At 71.7% G+C, this 17490-nt stretch carries 17 protein-coding genes; 3 read left to right on the forward strand and 14 right to left on the reverse strand.

Features of this window, described 5'->3' with window-relative positions; translation table 11 throughout:
• Positions 1-14: 14 nt before the first annotated feature.
• A complete protein-coding gene (locus AB0C62_RS12325; RefSeq protein ID WP_362972130.1) occupies positions 15-566 on the forward strand; it encodes an MOSC domain-containing protein in 552 nt (183 codons plus the stop codon).
• A gap of 22 nt (positions 567-588) precedes the next feature.
• Here AB0C62_RS12325 and AB0C62_RS12330 read toward each other — a convergent pair whose 3' ends face one another.
• From AB0C62_RS12330 to AB0C62_RS12340, 3 genes are all read right to left on the reverse strand, one after another.
• A complete protein-coding gene (locus AB0C62_RS12330) occupies positions 589-1362 on the reverse strand; it encodes an NAD(P)-binding domain-containing protein (protein WP_362972132.1) in 774 nt (257 codons plus the stop codon).
• Positions 1363-1464: 102 nt separating this feature from the next.
• Complete coding sequence (locus AB0C62_RS12335; protein ID WP_362972189.1) at positions 1465-1677, reverse strand: EF-hand domain-containing protein; 213 nt, start codon at positions 1675-1677, stop codon at positions 1465-1467.
• A 61-nt stretch (positions 1678-1738) separates the two neighbouring features.
• The gene (locus tag AB0C62_RS12340; RefSeq protein WP_362972134.1) at positions 1739-2653 is read right to left on the reverse strand and encodes a MerR family transcriptional regulator; all 915 of its coding nucleotides are present in this window, start codon (positions 2651-2653) and stop codon (positions 1739-1741) included.
• A gap of 55 nt (positions 2654-2708) precedes the next feature.
• Here AB0C62_RS12340 and AB0C62_RS12345 point away from each other — a divergent pair, with 55 nt between their 5' ends.
• Positions 2709-3353 carry a GNAT family N-acetyltransferase gene (locus AB0C62_RS12345; RefSeq protein WP_362972136.1) on the forward strand — a complete coding sequence of 215 codons (645 nt, stop codon included), beginning with the start codon at positions 2709-2711 and terminating at the stop codon, positions 3351-3353.
• 50 nt (positions 3354-3403) lie between these two features.
• Here the strand turns inward: AB0C62_RS12345 and AB0C62_RS12350 are convergent, their stop codons facing one another.
• The 7 genes from AB0C62_RS12350 to AB0C62_RS12380 form a co-directional block, all read right to left on the reverse strand.
• Entirely contained in the window at positions 3404-4009 is a 606-nt protein-coding gene (locus tag AB0C62_RS12350) for an ADP-ribosyltransferase (RefSeq protein ID WP_362972138.1), read from the reverse strand.
• A gap of 90 nt (positions 4010-4099) precedes the next feature.
• On the reverse strand, positions 4100-5320 hold the full coding sequence (locus AB0C62_RS12355) for a hypothetical protein (RefSeq protein ID WP_362972140.1): 1221 nt from the start codon (positions 5318-5320) through the stop codon (positions 4100-4102).
• Positions 5320-6141, reverse strand: coding sequence for a polysaccharide deacetylase family protein (locus AB0C62_RS12360; protein ID WP_362972142.1), 822 nt, complete (start codon positions 6139-6141; stop codon positions 5320-5322). Before AB0C62_RS12360 ends, AB0C62_RS12355 begins: the two co-directional genes overlap by 1 nt.
• A 655-nt stretch (positions 6142-6796) precedes the next feature.
• Positions 6797-7405, reverse strand: a complete 609-nt coding sequence (locus tag AB0C62_RS12365) for an ATP-binding protein (protein WP_362972143.1) — start codon at positions 7403-7405, stop codon at positions 6797-6799.
• Positions 7406-7598: 193 nt separating this feature from the next.
• Positions 7599-8366, reverse strand: a complete 768-nt coding sequence (locus AB0C62_RS12370) for an enoyl-CoA hydratase-related protein (RefSeq protein ID WP_362972145.1) — start codon at positions 8364-8366, stop codon at positions 7599-7601.
• Positions 8367-8456: 90 nt separating this feature from the next.
• Positions 8457-9707, reverse strand: a complete 1251-nt coding sequence (locus AB0C62_RS12375; RefSeq protein WP_362972147.1) for an Ig-like domain-containing protein — start codon at positions 9705-9707, stop codon at positions 8457-8459.
• Positions 9708-9890: 183 nt separating this feature from the next.
• The gene (locus AB0C62_RS12380; protein ID WP_362972149.1) at positions 9891-11117 is read right to left on the reverse strand and encodes an Ig-like domain-containing protein; all 1227 of its coding nucleotides are present in this window, start codon (positions 11115-11117) and stop codon (positions 9891-9893) included.
• A 247-nt stretch (positions 11118-11364) separates the two neighbouring features.
• Between AB0C62_RS12380 and glgX the strand changes: the two genes are divergently transcribed.
• On the forward strand, positions 11365-13578 hold the full coding sequence (gene glgX, locus AB0C62_RS12385) for a glycogen debranching protein GlgX (RefSeq protein ID WP_362972191.1): 2214 nt from the start codon (positions 11365-11367) through the stop codon (positions 13576-13578).
• A gap of 54 nt (positions 13579-13632) precedes the next feature.
• Here glgX and AB0C62_RS12390 read toward each other — a convergent pair whose 3' ends face one another.
• Genes AB0C62_RS12390 through AB0C62_RS12405 form a run of 4 tightly spaced genes read right to left on the reverse strand, consistent with a single transcriptional unit; the run spans position 13633 to position 17297 of the window.
• Positions 13633-14292, reverse strand: coding sequence for a response regulator transcription factor (locus tag AB0C62_RS12390; protein ID WP_362972151.1), 660 nt, complete (start codon positions 14290-14292; stop codon positions 13633-13635).
• Entirely contained in the window at positions 14282-15565 is a 1284-nt protein-coding gene (locus AB0C62_RS12395) for a sensor histidine kinase (protein ID WP_362972153.1), read from the reverse strand. The genes AB0C62_RS12390 and AB0C62_RS12395 overlap by 11 nt, the downstream gene beginning before the upstream one ends.
• A 35-nt stretch (positions 15566-15600) precedes the next feature.
• Positions 15601-16335, reverse strand: a complete 735-nt coding sequence (locus tag AB0C62_RS12400) for an ABC transporter permease (RefSeq protein WP_362972193.1) — start codon at positions 16333-16335, stop codon at positions 15601-15603.
• 59 nt (positions 16336-16394) lie between these two features.
• Positions 16395-17297, reverse strand: a complete 903-nt coding sequence (locus tag AB0C62_RS12405; protein ID WP_362972154.1) for an ABC transporter ATP-binding protein — start codon at positions 17295-17297, stop codon at positions 16395-16397.
• Positions 17298-17490 lie beyond the last annotated feature (193 nt).

The following is a 17490-nucleotide window of genomic DNA, read 5'->3' on the forward strand; positions in this document are numbered from 1 at the left end:
AAGAGAGCGGACACATGGGCGACACGGGCGGGACGGTCGCTGCGGTCAGCAGCAACGGGACGTACTCCTTCACCAAGCCGAACCGTGAGGGCGTCACGCTCCTCGCCGGGCTCGGCGTGGAGGGGGACGTGCACGCCGGGACGACGGTGAAGCACCGTTTCCGGATGCTGAAGGACCCCTCGCAGGTGAACCTGCGGCAGGTGCACCTCATCCACGAGGAACTGTTCGACGAGGTGCGCGCGGCGGGTTTCGAGGTCGCCGCCGGTCAGCTCGGGGAGAACGTCACGACCCGGGGCGTCGACCTGCTGGGGCTGCCCACCGGGACGCGGCTGCACCTGGGGGCGGAGGCCGTCGTCGAGGTGACCGGGCTGCGCAATCCCTGCGCCCAGATCGACACCTTCCGAAAGGGCCTCATGAAGCAGGTCGTCGGGCGGGGCGAGGACGGCACGGTCCGCTTCAAGGCGGGGATCATGAGCGTCGTCCTCACCGGCGGGCCGGTGCGGCCCGGCGACTCCGTGACGGTGGAGCTGCCGGACGGGCCGCACCGGCCCCTGGAGATCGTCTGACCTCCGGGCCGTGCCCTACGGGTCAGCCGCGGAAGTCCGCCGGGCGTTCCCTCGGCGCCTCGGACAGGGCCTTCGTGACGGCGTCCAGGCCCTCCTGGAGGCCGTAGACGGGGGTGCCGGGCTGCTGGCGCCAGGAGTCGTCCAGGCCGCCCGCGTCGACGGTGTCGAAGCCGATCTCGTCGATCAGGTCGCGCACCCGCTGCTTGGCCGCGGCGTCGTCACCGGCCACCGGGAGCGCCATGCGGTCGGGGGCACCGGCCGGGCGGGCGCGGTCCAGGATGTCCTGGGCGTAGGTGCCGTTGAAGGCCTTCACGACCGTGTGCCCGATCTGCTGCGCGGTCCAGCGGCTCTCGGTGAGGCCGTCGTCCTCGATCGCGTCGATCCGGCCGTCGCGCTGCTGGGGGTAGTAGTTGCCGGTGTCGATGACGGCGACGCCCTCGGCGGCTCCGTCCAGGATGCCGTCCGGCAGGTTCGGGACCGCCTTGAGGGGGACCGTGACGACCACGATCTCGGCGTCGCGCGCCGCCTCCTCGACCGTGACGGGGGTCGCCCCGGTCTCCTCGGCGAGCGCGGTGAGCGTCTGGGGGCCGCGGGAGTTGGCGACGGAGACGTCGTGCCCGGCGGCGGTGAACCGCCGGGTGAGGTTGCCGCCGATGTTGCCCGCGCCGATAATGCCGATCTTCATGAGAGACAGACCCTTCCGGGGTTGATGCTCCTGATGGGGATCACCAACCGTGGGGGCGGATGCCCTATTCCGGGCTGTGCGGCATCCGGGTGAAGAGGCCGAAAACACCACGCTCTCCGGCTGCTTCGGGCCGGGCCGACGGGTACCCGCCGGGTCGGGAGACGCCGAAGGGGCGCCCGCCGGGATGACCGGCGGGCGCCCCTTCGCGGTGCGTCACTTGTTCAGGTGGACCCAGAACTCGTCGAACGAGAGGAGCTTGTCGCCGTTGAGGTCGCGGGCGGCGATGATGACCTCCGCCACCGACTCGGTGACGTTCCAGTCGCCGCCCTGGGCGAGCGCGGTCTTGAACTCGGCCGCGGTGATGAACCCGTCACCGTCCGTGTCGATCCGCTCGAACTGCTTGCGTGCTTCCTCGATGTCGGCCACCCGGTCCGCCCCTTCGTCGTGCATCACTGCGTGCGTCACTGCGTTGTGTACGGAGGTCAGATTAACGGTCCGCGCGGGCCCGCAGTGCGGCGACCACCCAGGCGAACTCCGCACGGTGGGCCGACAGCGGTTCCAGACCGCCGACCCGGGCGCACAACTCCCGGAAGCGGGCCATCTCGGCGTGCGCCGCGGACTCGACGCGGGCCAGCAGCACGGCGCTGTCCGCGTCACCGAGCAGCCCGCCGAGCACCTCGTCCGCCGCCGGGGACGCGGGGTCGACACCGCGCTCCAGCGCCTCGCCCGCGAGCTGCACGAGCCGGCTCATGAACCACAGGGACGTGCCCGGCGCCACGTCCGGGCCCCGGTCGGCCGCGTTGAACTCGACCGTCTCCCGCATCCTGGCGCGAAAGGCCGGGTCCTGGATCAGTTCCGCCAGCTCCACCCAGGCGTCCACCTGCTCGGGGGTGGGGTCGTCGGGCAGGTCCCCGACGCTGAACCGCAGCCGGGTCCTGATGTCGGGGTCCGCGGTGTCCAGGCCCCCGAAGGTCTCCTCCATGAAGTCGTCCACGATGCGTCCGCGTTCGGCGGCCGAGAGCCGGGCCAGTCTGTTCATGAGTGTCGTCTCCTCCGCGGTCGAGCCGCGTCGCGCCACGGTCGACAGCACCGCCCGGGTCACCTTCAGGGACCTGATCTGAGCGTCCAGCGCGACCACGTGCGCGGCCGCCACCTCCGCCACCGTGGTCCCGCCGGCCAGCACCGCCCGTACGTCGTCCAGGCCGAGCCCCAGCTCGCGCAAGGTGCGGACCAGCTCCAGCCGGGCCACGGACCCGGCGTCGTAGAGCCGGTAGCCGCCGGACGAGCGGGCCACCGGGGGCAGCGCGCCCTCGTCCGACCAGTAGCGGATGGTCCGGACGGACAGCCCCGTGCTCCGGGACAGCGCTCCGATGGTGAGAAGGCCGGTGCCGTCGTCGGTCATGTCTGCGAGTCTGGGCCTTCCAGTGGGTGGAGACTCAAGCGCCGAGGGGGCGGTCGTGACCGGCACCGCACACAGGCTGGGAGCCGTCGTGGACGCCGCGGCACGGGGGATCTTCCCACCGCCCGACGGCTCCGTCACGGTCGTACGGCAGCATTCCGCGCGCGACGCCGGAGTACTCGCCTTCACCGCGCACTCCGTGGTCTTCACCGACGAGGACGAGGACTGGGTGCGCGCGACGCTGGCGGCGGTCGCTTGCGATCCGCTCGCGGCGGCCATGAACCCCCGGTTCCTCGCCGCGCTCATGGAACGGACCGGACGCGCGCACGACACCGTCGACGTGATGTGCGTCGCCGCCCCGCTGCCCGGCCCGCCGCCCCTTGCGCTCACGGAACTGTCCGGTCCGGGTCATCCGCGCATCGCCGCCGCGCTCGGGCGGCGGGACGGCGTGCGGGCCTGGGCGGCGGACGGCGGAGTGGTCGTCCTCGGACACGGGATCGGGGGCCGTCTGGAGGCCTCGGTCGAGGTGGACGAGGACGTACGGCACCGGGGGCTGGGGCGGGCGCTCGCGACGGCGGCGCGGCACCTCGCCGGCGAGCCGGTCTGGGCGCAGGTGGCGGCGGGGAACGCCCGCAGTCTGCGGGCGTTCCAGGCGGCCGGTTTCCGTCCCGTCGGGGCGGAGGCACTGCTCACCGCGGGCTGAACCGGCGCCCGGGGCGGGGCGCCGGTTCCGGTGGTGCCGCGGGGCGTGGGTCAGTGCCAGGGCTCGTAGTACGGGTTGCTCTGGCAGTCGCTCATGATCTCGGTCCGGGTCCGCCTGTCGACCGGGCAGACGCCGACGACGTACTGGCGGGCGATGCCGCCGGGGAAGGCCACCTCGTCCTGGCCGGCCCGGCGGTGGGTGTCGCCGATGGTCTTGTTGACGTCGACGCCGCCTGGAGCGTCGATGTAGTAGTTGAAGCCCGCCGTGTTCCCGGCCTTGTAGAGATCGTGGTCGTACGTCGCCGCCACGTACGGCGAGGGCTGGTCGGCGCGGGCGTACTGCTCGATGTCGTACTGTCCGCCGATGACGTCCTTCGGGTAGAAGCCCTGCTCGAAGACGGTCGCCGGGCCCCGGACGTCACTGCGGTACAGGGTGTCGCAGGTCCTGCGCCAGACCGGTTCCGGTGTGATGCGCCCGACGTCCACCCGCCGGTCGGCGGCGGCCTTGACCGGGTCGGTGAACTGGGGACAGCCGGGCGCCGCGGCCCGGGTGGCGGGGGCGGCCGGGGCGGCGGGCGTCGCGGCGGTCGTCGCGAGGACGGCCCCGAGGGACAGGACGACGGCGGCGGCCCGCCGCCGCGGGCGATGGATGATCATGGGGTGCACGATCTCCGTTCCGCGGTGGCGGGCCGTGGACCATCACCCGTACGACGGCGTGTCAGCTCAAGCGGGTCAACAGGCGTCGTTCTAACGGAAGATGCCCGTGTGGCCGAGCGAGTAGCGGCCGGGCTGCGGGTACACGGCGAGGCCGTGCGGGCCGCTGCCGACCGGGATGCGGGCGAGTTGCACCCCGGTGCGGGTGTCGATGGCGTACACCTCGGCGTTGTAGCGGCCGGAGAGCCACAGGACCTTGCCGTCCGCCGAGACGCCGCCCATGTCCGGGCTGCCGCCGTCGGGCAGGCGCCACTTCTTGGTGAGCCGGTTCTGGGTGAAGTCGAAGATGGAGATGGTGCCTTCACCGCGGTTGGAGATGTACATCTCGCGGGAGTCGCGGCTGACGTAGAGGCCGTGCGTGCCCTTGCCGGTGTGCAGCAGGGTCGGCTTGGTGAACTTGTCGCCGTCCAGGACCCACACGCCGTCGGCCATCATGTCGGCGATGTAGAACTTCTTGCCGTCCGGGGAGATCTTCACGTCCTGTGGCATCGCCCCCTGGAACGGCAGCTTCTGCTGGGCGACCACCTTCATCTTCTCGGTGTCGACCTTCAGCAGTTCGCCGCTGAACTCGCAGGACACGATGAAGTACCTCCCGTCCGGGGAGAAGTCGGCGTGGTTGACGCCGTAGCAGCTGACCGGCTCCGTCTTGACGCGCTTCATCGTGTGCGCGTCGCGGAACACCAGCTCACGGTCGAGGGAGGCCATCACGATCGCGTACTTGCCGTTGGGCGTGAAGTACAGGTTGTACGGGTCGTGCACGTCGACCGGCTTGCCCGCCTTCCCCGTCTTCGGGTCGATGGGCGTGAGGCTGTTGCCCTTGTCGTTGTTGACCCACAGCGTCTTCATGTCCCAGGAGGGGACGACGTGTTGGGGCTGCACTCCGACCTTGATCGTCTCGATGACCTCGTACGTCTTCGGATCGATGACCGTGACCGTGTTGGACTCGGTGTTCGGCACGTACACCCGGGACGGGAAGTCCTTGACCACCGGGGAGAAACGGCCCGGCCGGTCGGCGGCGTAGACGTCCGTCGGGTCCAGCAGCGGAGGCATGCCGGGCAGGCCCTCGGGTGTCTTCTTCTTCACGGGGGCGGGCTGGACGGCGGCCTTCGTGCCGAGGGCCTCGTCGGCATGCTTCCCGCCGGAGGCGCCGCAGCCCGCGAGGGCGGCCAGCGTGGTGAGGGCGGCGCCGGCGGCCAGCACGCCACGCAGGGAGGAGTGCAGGCAGGAGCGCAGGGGGGAGGGGGGCGTCAGCATCAGCTCAGCAACTCCGTTGTGGTGACCGGGCGCAGGCCGCGCCGGTCGAGCTCGTGCAGGAGGTCGGGGAGGGCGGCGACCGTGTCGGCGTAGCCGAAGTGCAGGCTCACCACGGAGCCGGGGCGAACCGTCGCCAGGACGTTCCGGGTGACCGCGGCGGCCCCCGGCGACGTGAAGTCGAGGGAGTCGACGTCGTAGGAGAGGGTGTGCGGGTAACCGGCGTCCTGCGCGAGGCGCTGGACGAGGGCGGAGGCCCGCGGGCTGCGGGAGGGCCGGAACCAGGTGCCGATCGAGCCGGTCAGCCGCTTCAGCCGGTCCGCGCAGCCACGGATCTCGGCGGCCGCCTCCGTCTGCGACATCGCGTTGATGTCGAGGTGGTGGAGCGTGTGGTTGCCGAGGTCGTGGCCGCCGTCGAGGATGCGGCGGGCGATGCCGGGGTGCTCGTCGAGCCAGGTGCCCACGGCGAGGACGGTGACGCGGACGCCGGCCTTCTCCGCCTCGCCGAGAACCGACGTGGCGATGGCGGGGTCGCCCTGGCCGTGGAAGGTGAGGGCGACTTTCGGGGGGTTCGTGCGGGGGCCGTGCGTGATCTCGGAGGGCTGGGCGGGGAAGCGGCGGGGGGCGGGGGCGGGGGGTACGACGGGCGCGCTCGGCGCGGCGGGGGGTGTCGGGGGTGTCGTCCGGGGCTGGGCCCGTGCGGTGTCGGGGGATGCCTGGGCGGAGCAGCCTGCGGTGAGCGTTCCTGCGGTGAGCGCTAGTCCCGTGAGCAGGGCCGCGCGCCGGGGTGGGGCGGCTGCGGGGTCTTCGGCGGGCGTGGTCACCGGACCATTTAAGGGGGGACCACCCCGGAAACCGCCGATTGGTCCGTCTGCGGGCGGCTGCGCGCCGGGCGTTCCGGGCGCCTCCGGCTTCGGCCTCGGCTCCGGTTCCGGTTTCGGTCCGGTGGGCGGGGCGGGGCCGTGCCGGCACATCCGCCCGTCGCCGCTGCATCAGACGTCGGCCGAGAAGCGGGAGCTGCTCGATCCGGACGTAAGCGACGGGCACCTGATGTACCGGCACGGCCCCTCCCACCGGACGCCGACTGCGGGCAGCGACTGGCCGGGGCGCGTCCCTTTCGCCGGGTGCCGGGTGCGGGCCTGAATGTCAGCCCCTCCGGCGTTTGAGGAGCGGGGTCTGGGGCGGAGCCCCAGGTACGGGAAGGGTAGGGGCGGAGGGGTGAAAGAAGGTTGTGGGGCGGACCCGGAGGGGGACGGCGCGGGTCCGAGGGGGGATCGGGTGGAGGATTCGAGGAGGGGCGGAGCCAACATCCCCTGGTTTTGGATCAATCCGGCCGGTCTGCGATAGTCAGCGATGCGACCTCCACCCATTGACCCGGGCCATGGTTGTCGTCGGCACCGCGGATCACACCCCATTCGTTCCGCGGAGCCCCGAAGCCCCGGCTGCCCAGCGGCCGGGGTTTCCGCGTACGAGGGCGGGCTAGCGGTCGGCGACGCGCATCTCGAACCAGGTGGTCTTGCCGCGGGGCAGCAGATCGACGCCCCAGCGGTCGGAGAGCTTGTCGACGAGGAAGAGACCGCGCCCGCTCAGGTCCAGATCCTGCACCGGCAGGAGACAGGGCAGGCCGCGGGAGGGATCACGCACCTCGACGCGGATCCAGCCACGGCGGCGGCGCATCCGGAGTCCGAAATGGCGGGCGCCGGTGTGCCGCACGGCGTTGCCCACGAGTTCGGAGACGAGCAGGACCGCGTCCTCGGCCATCTTCGGCGAGAGGCCCCAGTGACGCAGCACCACGACCTGGGCGAGCCGCCGCGCGGACGCCGCGGACTCCGGGCGGGACGGCAACTGCACCTCGGTCTCGATGGGATTGCCGAACAACTCCAGTGCCCTGAGCGCCCGTTCGTCCTCGACCGCAGGTGTCCAGCGTGCCGCGGTCGCACTCCCGTGCCGCCGCGGCTGTTCGATACCCTCCAGCCCCGCCATGCCCCCATCATGGCCGCCCGGACCTCGCTTGGGGGCCGTTCCGGAGGAATACGCCCCCCGGAACGGGACATTCCGAAGTGGCTGATCGGCATATGCCCACGGCATTCCGGAGGGCCGGGCAACCCGTCCGACCTGCGAACGAAGGGCGATTGGGGGCAGTACCCGGCGACCACCGACAAGGTGCGCTTAAGGTTGCCTTAAGGCTGGCATAAAACGCTCCATCGGGGGACGCCGGGTAAGACACCGCGTCAACTGCAAGTGGATCAGAGGAATTGCCGGGGTGACGTTCGCCGTCCGGTCAGAGGAACTTCGCCTTGCCGGGACCCTCCTCGACGAAGCTCCGCATCCCCCGCTCCCGGTCCTCCGTCGCGAACAGGCCCGCGAACCAGTTCCGTTCGATGGCGAGTCCGGTCTCCAGGTCCGTCTCCAGACCCGCGTCGACGGACTCCTTGGCGGCGCGCAGCGCGATCGCCGGGCCCTTGGCGAGCCGGGCGGCCCACGCGTGGGCGGCCGTGTAGACCTCGGCGGCGGGGACGACCCGGTCGACGAGGCCGAGGGCGAGCGCCTCGTCGGCCTTGACCATGCGGCCGGTGAAGATGAGGTCCTTGGCCCGGGAGGGGCCGATCAACCGGGACAGGCGCTGGGTGCCGCCGGCGCCGGGGATGACGCCGAGCAGGATCTCCGGCTGGCCCAGCTTCGCGTTCTCGCCGGCGATGCGGTAGTCGGCGCAGAGGGCGAGTTCGCAGCCGCCGCCGAGCGCGTAGCCGGTGACGGCGGCGACGACCGGCTTGGGGATGCGGGCGACGGCGGTGAAGGAGTCCTGCAGGGCCCGGGACCGTACGACCATCGCCGCGTGGTCCATGGCCTGCATCTCCTTGATGTCCGCGCCGGCGGCGAACACCTTCTCCCCGCCGTACAGCACGACGGCACGGACGTCCGTGCGCGTCGCGGCCTCCTCGGCGAGCTCCTTGAGACGGTCCTGCGTCGCGACGTCCAGGGCGTTCATGGGCGGGCGGTCCAGGCGGATGGTGCCCACGCCTTCGGCCACTTCGAGATGCACAGTCATGCGAGCAGGTTAGTGGCCGTTAACGGCAACGGGCCGGGTGTGCTGGGTCACAGCACACCCGGCCCGTCGAAGACCGGTCCCTCGCTCAGGTCACTTGGTCCAGTCGGACCAGGACATGTTCCAGCCGTTGTAGCCGTTGTCCGGGGCGACCGTCTTGTCGTGCGAGTTCTTGACCACGACCACGTCACCGGTGATCGAGTTGTCGAAGAACCAGGCCGCCGCCACCTTGCCGTCGTAGCCGCCGCGCACGTCGCGCAGGCCTATGCAGCCGTGACTGGCGTTGTAGTTGCCGAAGGCGTCGCCGCCCCAGTAGTTGCCGTGGATGAAGGTGCCCGAGTTGGTCAGGCGCTGGGCGTGCGGCACGTCCTTGATGTCGTACTCGCCGCCGTAGCCGACCGTCTCGCCGTTCATGCGGGTCACCTTGAGGCGCTCGCTGATGACCATCTGGCCGTTCCAGGTGTCGTAGCCCGGCTTTCCCGTGGTGACGGGGATGGTCTTGAGGACCTTGCCGTCCCGCTTGACGGTCATCTTGTGGGTCTTGACGTCGACGGTGCTGACCTGGCTGCGGCCGATCGTGAACTTCACGGTCTTGGCCTGCTTGCCGTAGACGCCGGGGCGGCCCTCGACACCGTCGAGGTCGAAGGTGACCGTGACCTTCGTGCCGGCCGCCCAGTACTCCTCGGGACGGAAGTCGAGCCGGTCGTTGCCGAACCAGTGGCCCTCGACGTCGACCGCCGGCTCCGTCTTGATCCTGATGGCCTTCTCGACGTCGTCCGGGTGCGTGATGCCCCGGGTGAAGCGGACCGAGAACGGCATTCCGACGCCCACCTTCGCGCCGTCCTCGGGCGTGTAGATGCCGACGAACGTGTTCTTCGGGGTCAGCGTGGTGAACGCCGACTCCTCGGCGGCCTCACGTCCCCCGGAGTCCTTGGCCACCGCGTGGACCGTGTACTTGGTGGCCGCGGCCAGGTGTGACGACGGCGTCCAGGTGGCGCCCCCGTCGGTGATGCTTCCCTTGACAGCGTTTCCCTTGGTGTCCTCGACGCGGACCTCGGTCAGCTTGCCCTTGGCCGCGGAGACCTTGAGCGCACCGCTCGTCTCCACGTCGCCCGCGCCGTCCTTGGGTGCGATCTTCACCACGGCCTGCGAGACCTTGGTGTCGGCCGTACCGCTCGAACCCTTGCCCTTGCCGTCGCCCGAACCGGCTTCCCGGTCCGAGCCTCCTCCCCCGCCGCACGCGGTCACCGCGAGCAGCAGGACGCCCAGCAGCAGTGCCAGGATTCCCTTGCTCCGGTGGGTCCGTGCGCCAACCGACGCCCCCGATATCGGTCGCCCGTTCAAGTCGTTCTCCCCTCGCACGGCCTGATCAGGCCCGCACTCCAGCGCGTCCCACGCGCGTATCGCGCTAATTAATCACACGGCCTGGAGCGATGGCTCCCCGGGAAGGTCACCGTTCAGTCCCAACTTCGGCCGTGCGGGGCGCCGCTGGAGTCCGTCGTGCGCATACCCGCATATCGGGTCACTTCATCGCCGGAAGCCCGCCTTCCACACTTTCCAGTTCATGTTCCAGCCGCCGAGCCCGTTGTCGGCCGCGACCTGCTTGTCGTTGCTGTGCACGACCTCGACGACGTCCCCGATGAGGCTGCGGTCGAAGAACCAGCCGGCGGGGGTGTCCGAGCCACCGCCCTTCACGTCCCGCAGGCCCACGCAGCCGTGGCTGACGTTGGTGTGTCCGAAGGCGTCCGGCGCCCAGTAGTTGCCGTGCAGGAAGGTCCCGGAGTCGGTGAGGCGCATCGCGTGCGGGACGTCCGGGATGTTGTACTCGCCGCCGAATCCGACCGTGCGGCTGTTCATCCGGGTCACCTCGAGCATCTCGGTGACGACCATCTTCCCGTTGTACGTCGTCGTCTTGGGCGCCCCGGCCGTGATCGGCACCGTGGCGAGCAGGGCGCCGTCGCGGCGGACCTGCATGGTGTGCGCGCGGGCGTCGACGAGGGAGACCTGGCTGCGGCCGACGGTGAAGGTGAAGGTCTTCGACTGGAGTCCGTAGACGCCGGGGGCCGCTTCGACGTCGCGCAGGCGCAGCGCGACGGTGACCTTCGTGCCGGGCTTCCAGTACGTCTCGGGGCGGAAGTCGACGCGGTCCTTGCCGAACCAGTGCGGGCGGATCTCGACGGCCGGGCTCGCCTCCACCCGGATGGCCCGCTCGACGGCGGCCCGGTTCTCGATCTCCCGGTTGAACTCCAGGGAGACGATCATTCCGGTGCCGACGGTGGACCGGTTCTCCGGGGTGACGTACCCGATGAAGCGCTCGTCGGGGACCTCCGTGGTGAAGGTGGTGTGCCGGGCCGAGCGACGTCCGTGGCCGTCCAGGGCCACCGCGTCGACCGTGTACTTGGCGGCGAGGGCGAGCCGCGGCTCGTCCGGTTTCCAGGACAGGCCGTCGTCGGAGATCCGCCCGGGCACCGGGGACTCCTGGGCGTCCTGGGACTTGACGACCGTCACGGACTCCAGGCGCCCGCCGGGCACCCGTACCGTCAGCGTCTGCTGCGGGCGGACCCCCTTGGCGGTGTCGTCGGGCGTGACGTGGATGACGTCCTCGGGCGAGCGGGGTTTGCCGAACGCCTCACCGATCCCTTTCGAGATCCCGCCGGAGGAGCAGCCGGCGGCTCCGGCCAGCAGACCGGCCCAGGTCAGTACGGCGGCCAGCGCGGCCCCTGCGCGCCGCGCGCGCGTCGGTACGTGGTTCACAAGGGACCCAACGACGGCGCCCCGCCGGGGAAACGTGAGTGCGAGCCACCCGGTGGGCAGAACAGTGGGGAGGACGACGCGACAAGGAGCTGCGGCCGGGACGCCGTACGCCCCTTTTCGTTGCGTTCCACGAGCCGCGGGAGGCTGATCGGTGTCGAGCGCACCCGAGCAGGAGGCAGTCCACCAGGGACATGCCGCTGAACTGCCCACGCAGACCGCCACGGAACCGGCGGGGCGGTCCACCGCCGTGCCCGCGACCACGGAGCCGGAACCGGCCGCTCCCGCGCTGAACGGTGCCCGGCGCCCGAAGGCGCCTCCCGTCTCCGTATGGCCGGGTGCCCCGACTCCACTCGGAGCACGCTTCCGGGTGGGCCCGGACGGCACCACCGGCACCAACTTCGCGCTGTGGGCGGGCGGGGCGGAGGCCGTCGACCTGTGCCTCTTCGACGAGGCGGGCGCCGAGACCCGCGTCGCGCTCACCGAACTCACCCACGAGATCTGGCACGGCTTCGTCCCCGGTGTGCTCCCCGGCCGCCGGTACGGCTTCCGGGTGCACGGCCGCTGGGACCCGTGGACCGGCGCCCGCTGGAACCCGGCGAAGCTGCTCCTCGACCCGTACGCCCGCGCGGTGGACGGCGACTTCACCCTGCCGTCGGAGGTGTACGGGCACGTCCGGGACTGGCCGCAGCAGCACGTCGCCGACACCGTGCGCGACGACCGGGACTCGGCGCCGTTCGTCCCCAAGGGCGTCGTCGTGCAGGACGACGACGACTGGGCCGACGACCACCGCCCGAAGACGCCCTGGGCGGACTCGGTGATCTACGAGCTGCACGTCCGCGGGTTCACCCGTCTGCACCCCGGGATCCCCGAGGAACTGCGCGGCACCTACGCGGGACTCGCGCACCCGGCCGCGATCGAGCACCTGGTGAAGCTCGGGGTGACGGCGGTGGAGCTGCTGCCGGTGCACCAGTTCGCCCACGAGGACCATCTGCTGCGCCGGGGGCTGAAGAACTACTGGGGCTACAACTCGATCGGCTACTTCGCCCCGCACGCGGGCTACGCGGCCTCCGGGACGACGGGCCAGCAGGTCGGCGAGTTCAAGCGGATGGTGCGCGCGCTGCACGCGGCCGGCATCGAGGTCATCCTCGACGTGGTCTACAACCACACCGCGGAGGCGGGCGAGCTGGGCCCGATGCTGTCGCTGCGCGGCATCGACAACCGCGGCTACTACCGGCTCCAGTCCGACGCCCGCCGCTACGCCGACTACACGGGCTGCGGCAACACCCTGCACGTCGTGCAGCCGCAGGTGCTGCGGCTGATCACGGACTCGCTGCGGTACTGGGTGACCGAGATGGGCGTCGACGGCTTCCGCTTCGACCTGGCGGCAGCGCTCGCCCGGTCCATGCACGACGTCGACATGCTGTCGCCGTTCCTCGCCGTCATCGCGCAGGATCCGGTGCTGCGCCGGGTCAAGCTGATCGCCGAGCCGTGGGACGTGGGCTCAGGCGGCTACCAGGTGGGTGCCTTCCCGCCGCTGTGGACGGAGTGGAACGACCGCTACCGCAACGCCGTACGGGACTTCTGGCGCGGCGCCCTGCCCGACGTACGGGACCTCGGGTACCGGCTGTCCGGGTCGAGCGACCTGTACGCCTGGGGCGGCCGGCGCCCGTACGCGTCGGTGAACTTCGTGACCGCGCACGACGGTTTCACCCTGCGGGACATGGTGTCCTACGAGCGCAAGCACAACGAGGCGAACGGCGAGGGCAACCGGGACGGCACGGACGACAACCGCGCCTGGAACGGCGGGGTGGAGGGCGAGAGCGGCGACGAGGGCCTCCAGGCGCTGCGACGGCGGCAGTTGAGGAACCTGCTGACCACCCTGCTGCTGTCGACCGGCGTGCCGATGCTGGTAGCCGGCGACGAGTTCGGGCGGACCCAGCGGGGCAACAACAACGCGTACTGCCAGGACAACGAGATCAGCTGGGTCGACTGGGCGCAGCTGGAGGACCCCGGCTGGCGGGCGCTGTTCGAGCTGACGTCCCGGCTGATCGCGCTGCGTCACGAGCATCCGGTGCTGCGCCGCCGGGCGTTCTTCTCCGGGCGGGCCCATTCGGTCGACGGGCTGCGGGACCTGGCCTGGTTCACCGCGCGGGGCACCGAGATGACGGAGCGCGACTGGTACGCGCCCGCCGCGACGCTCGGGATGTACCTGTCCGGGCGGGACATCCCGGGCCGGGACGCGCTGGGCGTGCCCGTCACCGACGACAGTTTCCTCGCCGTGCTGCACGCCGGGGACCGGCCGGCCTCCTTCGAGCTGCCGGGGCTGCCGTGGGCCGCTCGGTACGAGGTGGTCGTGGACACCTCGCGGGAGGAGCAGGACGAGGAGCCCGGTGTCGTGCACCGGGCGGGGACGGCGATCGCGGTGCCGGCGCGGTCGGTGCTGCTGCTGAAGGTGTGCTGAGAGTGCGCTGAGGAGCGTGCGCCCGGGCGGCGGGGCCGGCTCGGACCCGCCCCGTCAGCCGAGGATGCCGCGGTCGTAGGCCCTGGCGACCGCGGCCGCGCGGTCCTTGACGCCGAGCTTGTTGTACAGGTGGGTGAGGTGGGTCTTGACCGTGGCCTCGCTGATGAACAGCACACGGGCGATCTCGCGGTTGGAGGTGCCCTGGGCGACCAGCGCCAGCACCTCGCGTTCGCGGGCGGACAGGGACTCGGCGGGAGCGGGCGCGCGCACCGCGGACACCAGGCGGGAGGCGACCGCCGGGGACAGGACGGTGCGGCCCTCCGCCGCCGCGCGGACCGCCGTGAACAGCTCGTCGCGGGGCGCGTCCTTGAGGAGGTAGCCGGTCGCGCCCGCCTCGATCGCGGGGAGGGTGTCCGAGTCGGTGTCGTACGTCGTCAGGACGAGGACCTTGGCACGGGCTCCGCGGCGGGTGAGTTCGGCGATGGCCTCGACGCCGTTGCCGCCGGGCATCCGCAGGTCCATCAGGACGACGTCCGGGTCGAGGGAGGCGGTGAGCGCCACCGCCTCCACGCCGTCGGACGCCTCGCCGAGGACCGTGAAGCCGGGGGCGGACTCGAACATGCCGCGCAGACCGTCGCGGACGACGGGATGGTCGTCGACGAGGAGGAGCGTGATCACGGGGTCGGAGCGGCGGGCCGCGGGGTCATCGGTCATGGCGCACCAACGGTACGCGAGCGGAGACCGCCGTACCGTGTCCCGGCTCGGACTCGACGGTGAGGGAGCCGGCGATGCGTTCGGCTCGGGCGCGCATGCCGTCGAGGCCGAATCCACCGGTGCCGGTGCGGGCCGGGACGGCGAGCGGGTCGAAGCCGTGTCCGTCGTCGCGGACGTCGAGGGTGACCTCGTCGACCATGAAGCTCAGGGTGACCCCGACCCGGCCGGCGCGGGCGTGCCGGGTGGCGTTCGAGAGGGCTTCCTGGGCGATCCGCAGGAGGGTGGCCGAGACCTCGTCGTGGAGCTGCTCGGCGACGCCGGTCACGGTGAACTCGGCCCGGATGCCGTTGCGTTCGCCCCATTCGGCGACGGTCTTCTTCAGCGCCTCGGGCAGGCCGTCGTCGGCCAGGGCGACGGGGGCGAGGTTCTGAACGGAGCGGCGGGCCTCGCCGAGGCTGTGCCGGGCGAGGTCGGCGGCGCGGGTCACGTGGTCGCGGGCGGCCGCCGGGTCCGGGGTGTTGGAGACGACCTGGAGCTGGGCGATGATGCCGGTCAGACCCTGGGCGATGGTGTCGTGGATCTCTGCGGCGAGCCGGCGGCGCTCGTCGGCGACCCCGGCCTCCCGTGCCTGGACGAGGAGTTGGGCGTGCAGGGCGGCGTTCTCGTCGAGGGCCTGCTGCAACGCGGTGTTCGTGCGCTCCAGTTCGGCGATGGTGGCGGCCTGGACGAGGGCCCGCTCGTTCTCCTTGGCGTTGAGGTGGCCCATGATCGCGGCGAGGGTGACGTTGACGGCGAGCAGCCCGCCGAACACGGCCCAGCCGACCGCGCCGTGCGGTGGCAGCCCGCCGGACTGCGAACCGGCCACGACGACGACCGCGGCGATCACCCCGACCCGCACCATGCGGCGGGGCAGCAGCCGCTCGACGTCGAAGTAGCTCGCGGCCGCGTAGAAGGCGTAGAACGGGTTGGTCAGGGCGAGGACGAACGCGATGGCCCAGCGGATCCAGAAGTAGCCGATGCTCGCGCGGGTCGGACCCGGTCTGCTGCGCATCGCCCGGGTCCACCACATCTGAAGGGCGAGTGCGGCGAGCACCAGCGGCACGCCCACGTACCAGTCCGTGCGGTTCATGCCGACGACGCCGGCCGTCGCCACGGAGAGGACGACGGCGACGCCGAGCAGGCCGAAGGGGCCGTAGCGGTGGAAGCTGGCCCAGCGTTCCTCCACGGTCCGTGCCGCGGCGGCCGCGCTGTCCTGTCGCGGTGCGGTCGTCATGCGTTCAGTCTGCACGGAGTGGAGGTCGCTCACGCTCACTCCCAGCGGAACCAGCGCGCGGCCCCGGCCGACAGCAGCACCGTCCAGGCGATGAGCACACCCAGGTGGGACCAGCTCGGCCAGTGGCCCGCGGCGGCCTGGTTCAGGGCCTGGGCGGCGGCGCCGAAGGGCGTGTAGCCGACGATCCGGGCGAGGGTGTCCGGCATGGCCTGCACGGGCAGCCAGACACCGGCGCAGAACATCATCGGGAAGAACACCGCGGACCCGATCGCGCCCGCGATCTTCGTCGTGCGGGACACGGCGGAGACCACCGCGCCGAGCGCGAGGGCGGCCAGGACGGCGAGGACCAGCGCGAGGAGGTAGCCGCCGGCCTGCCGGGGCAGGGTCACGTCGAAGGCGAGGCGGCCGACGGTGAGCGCGAGCAGGGCGGAGACGAGTGCCGCGCCGCCGAACACCAGCATCTGCGCGGACAGCAGCGCCGCGGGCCGTACGGGGGTGGTGGACATGCGGCGCAGGATGCCGCGCTCGCGGTAGCCGGTCAGGGACTGTGGCATCGACTGGAGGCAGCCCACGATCAGACCGAGGAGGACGGCGACGGGGACGTAGGCGTCGATGGGGCGCAGGCCCGCGAAGGAGGGGTCGGGCTGCCGGAAGGAGGGGATCGAGCCGAGGATCACCAGGAGGAGTGTGGGGAAGAGCAGGATCCAGAAGATCGCGCCGGGTTCGCGGCGGAAGAGCCGGAGTTCGGTCCGGATGACGGCGGTGTTCAGGCCGCCGCGGATGCCGGAGCGGAGGTCCGCGCGGGTACCGGGGCGAGCGAGTGCCGTGCTCATGCTGCTGCCTCCGTCAGGTCGAGGAACGCGTCGTCCAGGGTGGCGTCGGTGACGCGGAGTTGGTGGGCGGTGATGCGGTGGCGGGCGAGGAGGGTGATGACGGCGTTGACCGTCTCGTCGGTGCCGGACAGGGTGACCCGGCCGTCCTTGTGCTCCACGGAGGCGAGCGCGGGCAGCGCGGCGAGGTCCCGCTCGTCCAGCGGCGCCGACGGCGTGAAGCTGATGACGGTCGAGCCGTTCGAGCGGCGGATCAGCCCGGCCGGGGTGTCCAGCGCGGCGATCCGGCCCTTGTCGATGACCGCGATCCGGTCGCAGAGCCGCTGGGCCTCCTCCATGAAGTGGGTGACGAGGAGGACGGTGACGCCCTGCGCGCGGATGTCCTCGATGAGTTCCCAGGTGTCGCGGCGGGCCCGCGGGTCGAGCCCGGTGGTCAGCTCGTCGAGGACGACGACACGCGGGTTGCCGATGAGCGCGAGCGCGATGAACAGGCGCTGTTTCTGGCCACCGGAGAGTTTGCCGAACCCGGTGGTGAGCCGGTCGGTGAGGCCGAGGCGTTCGGCGAGCGGGCGCCAGTCGGCGGGGTGCGGATAGAAGGCGGCGTACAGCTCCAGGGCCTCGCGCACGGTGAGCTTGGCCTGGAGTTCGCTCTGCTGGAGCTGGGCGCCGAGGACACGGCTGGTGGCCTCGCGGTCGGCGAAGGGGTCGAGCCCGGTGACGCGGACCCGGCCCGCGTCCGGGACCCGCAGGCCCTCGACGCACTCGACGGTGGTGGTCTTGCCGGCGCCGTTCGGGCCGAGGATCCCGAAGATCTCGCCCTCCTCGACGGTGAAGGAGACACCGTCGACGACGGCCCGGCCGCCGTAGGACTTGCGCAGTCCGCTCACTTCGATGACTGACATGCTCCGAGCCTCCCGCCCGGACCCCGGCCGGCACATCGGCCATCGCGCTCGAAGCGGCATCAGCCGATCGGTTGATGCGGCACTACGACCAGGTGCGCGGAAGCCGGGCGACGAGTCGGGAGATCCCGGACGCGGCGGGTCCTGAGTGCGCGGACGCGGCGGGTCCGGATCTCTCCGGTGCGGCCAAAACTCG

The sequence above is a fragment of the Streptomyces sp. NPDC048643 genome (assembly GCF_040650615.1).
Lineage (GTDB): Bacteria > Actinomycetota > Actinomycetes > Streptomycetales > Streptomycetaceae > Streptomyces.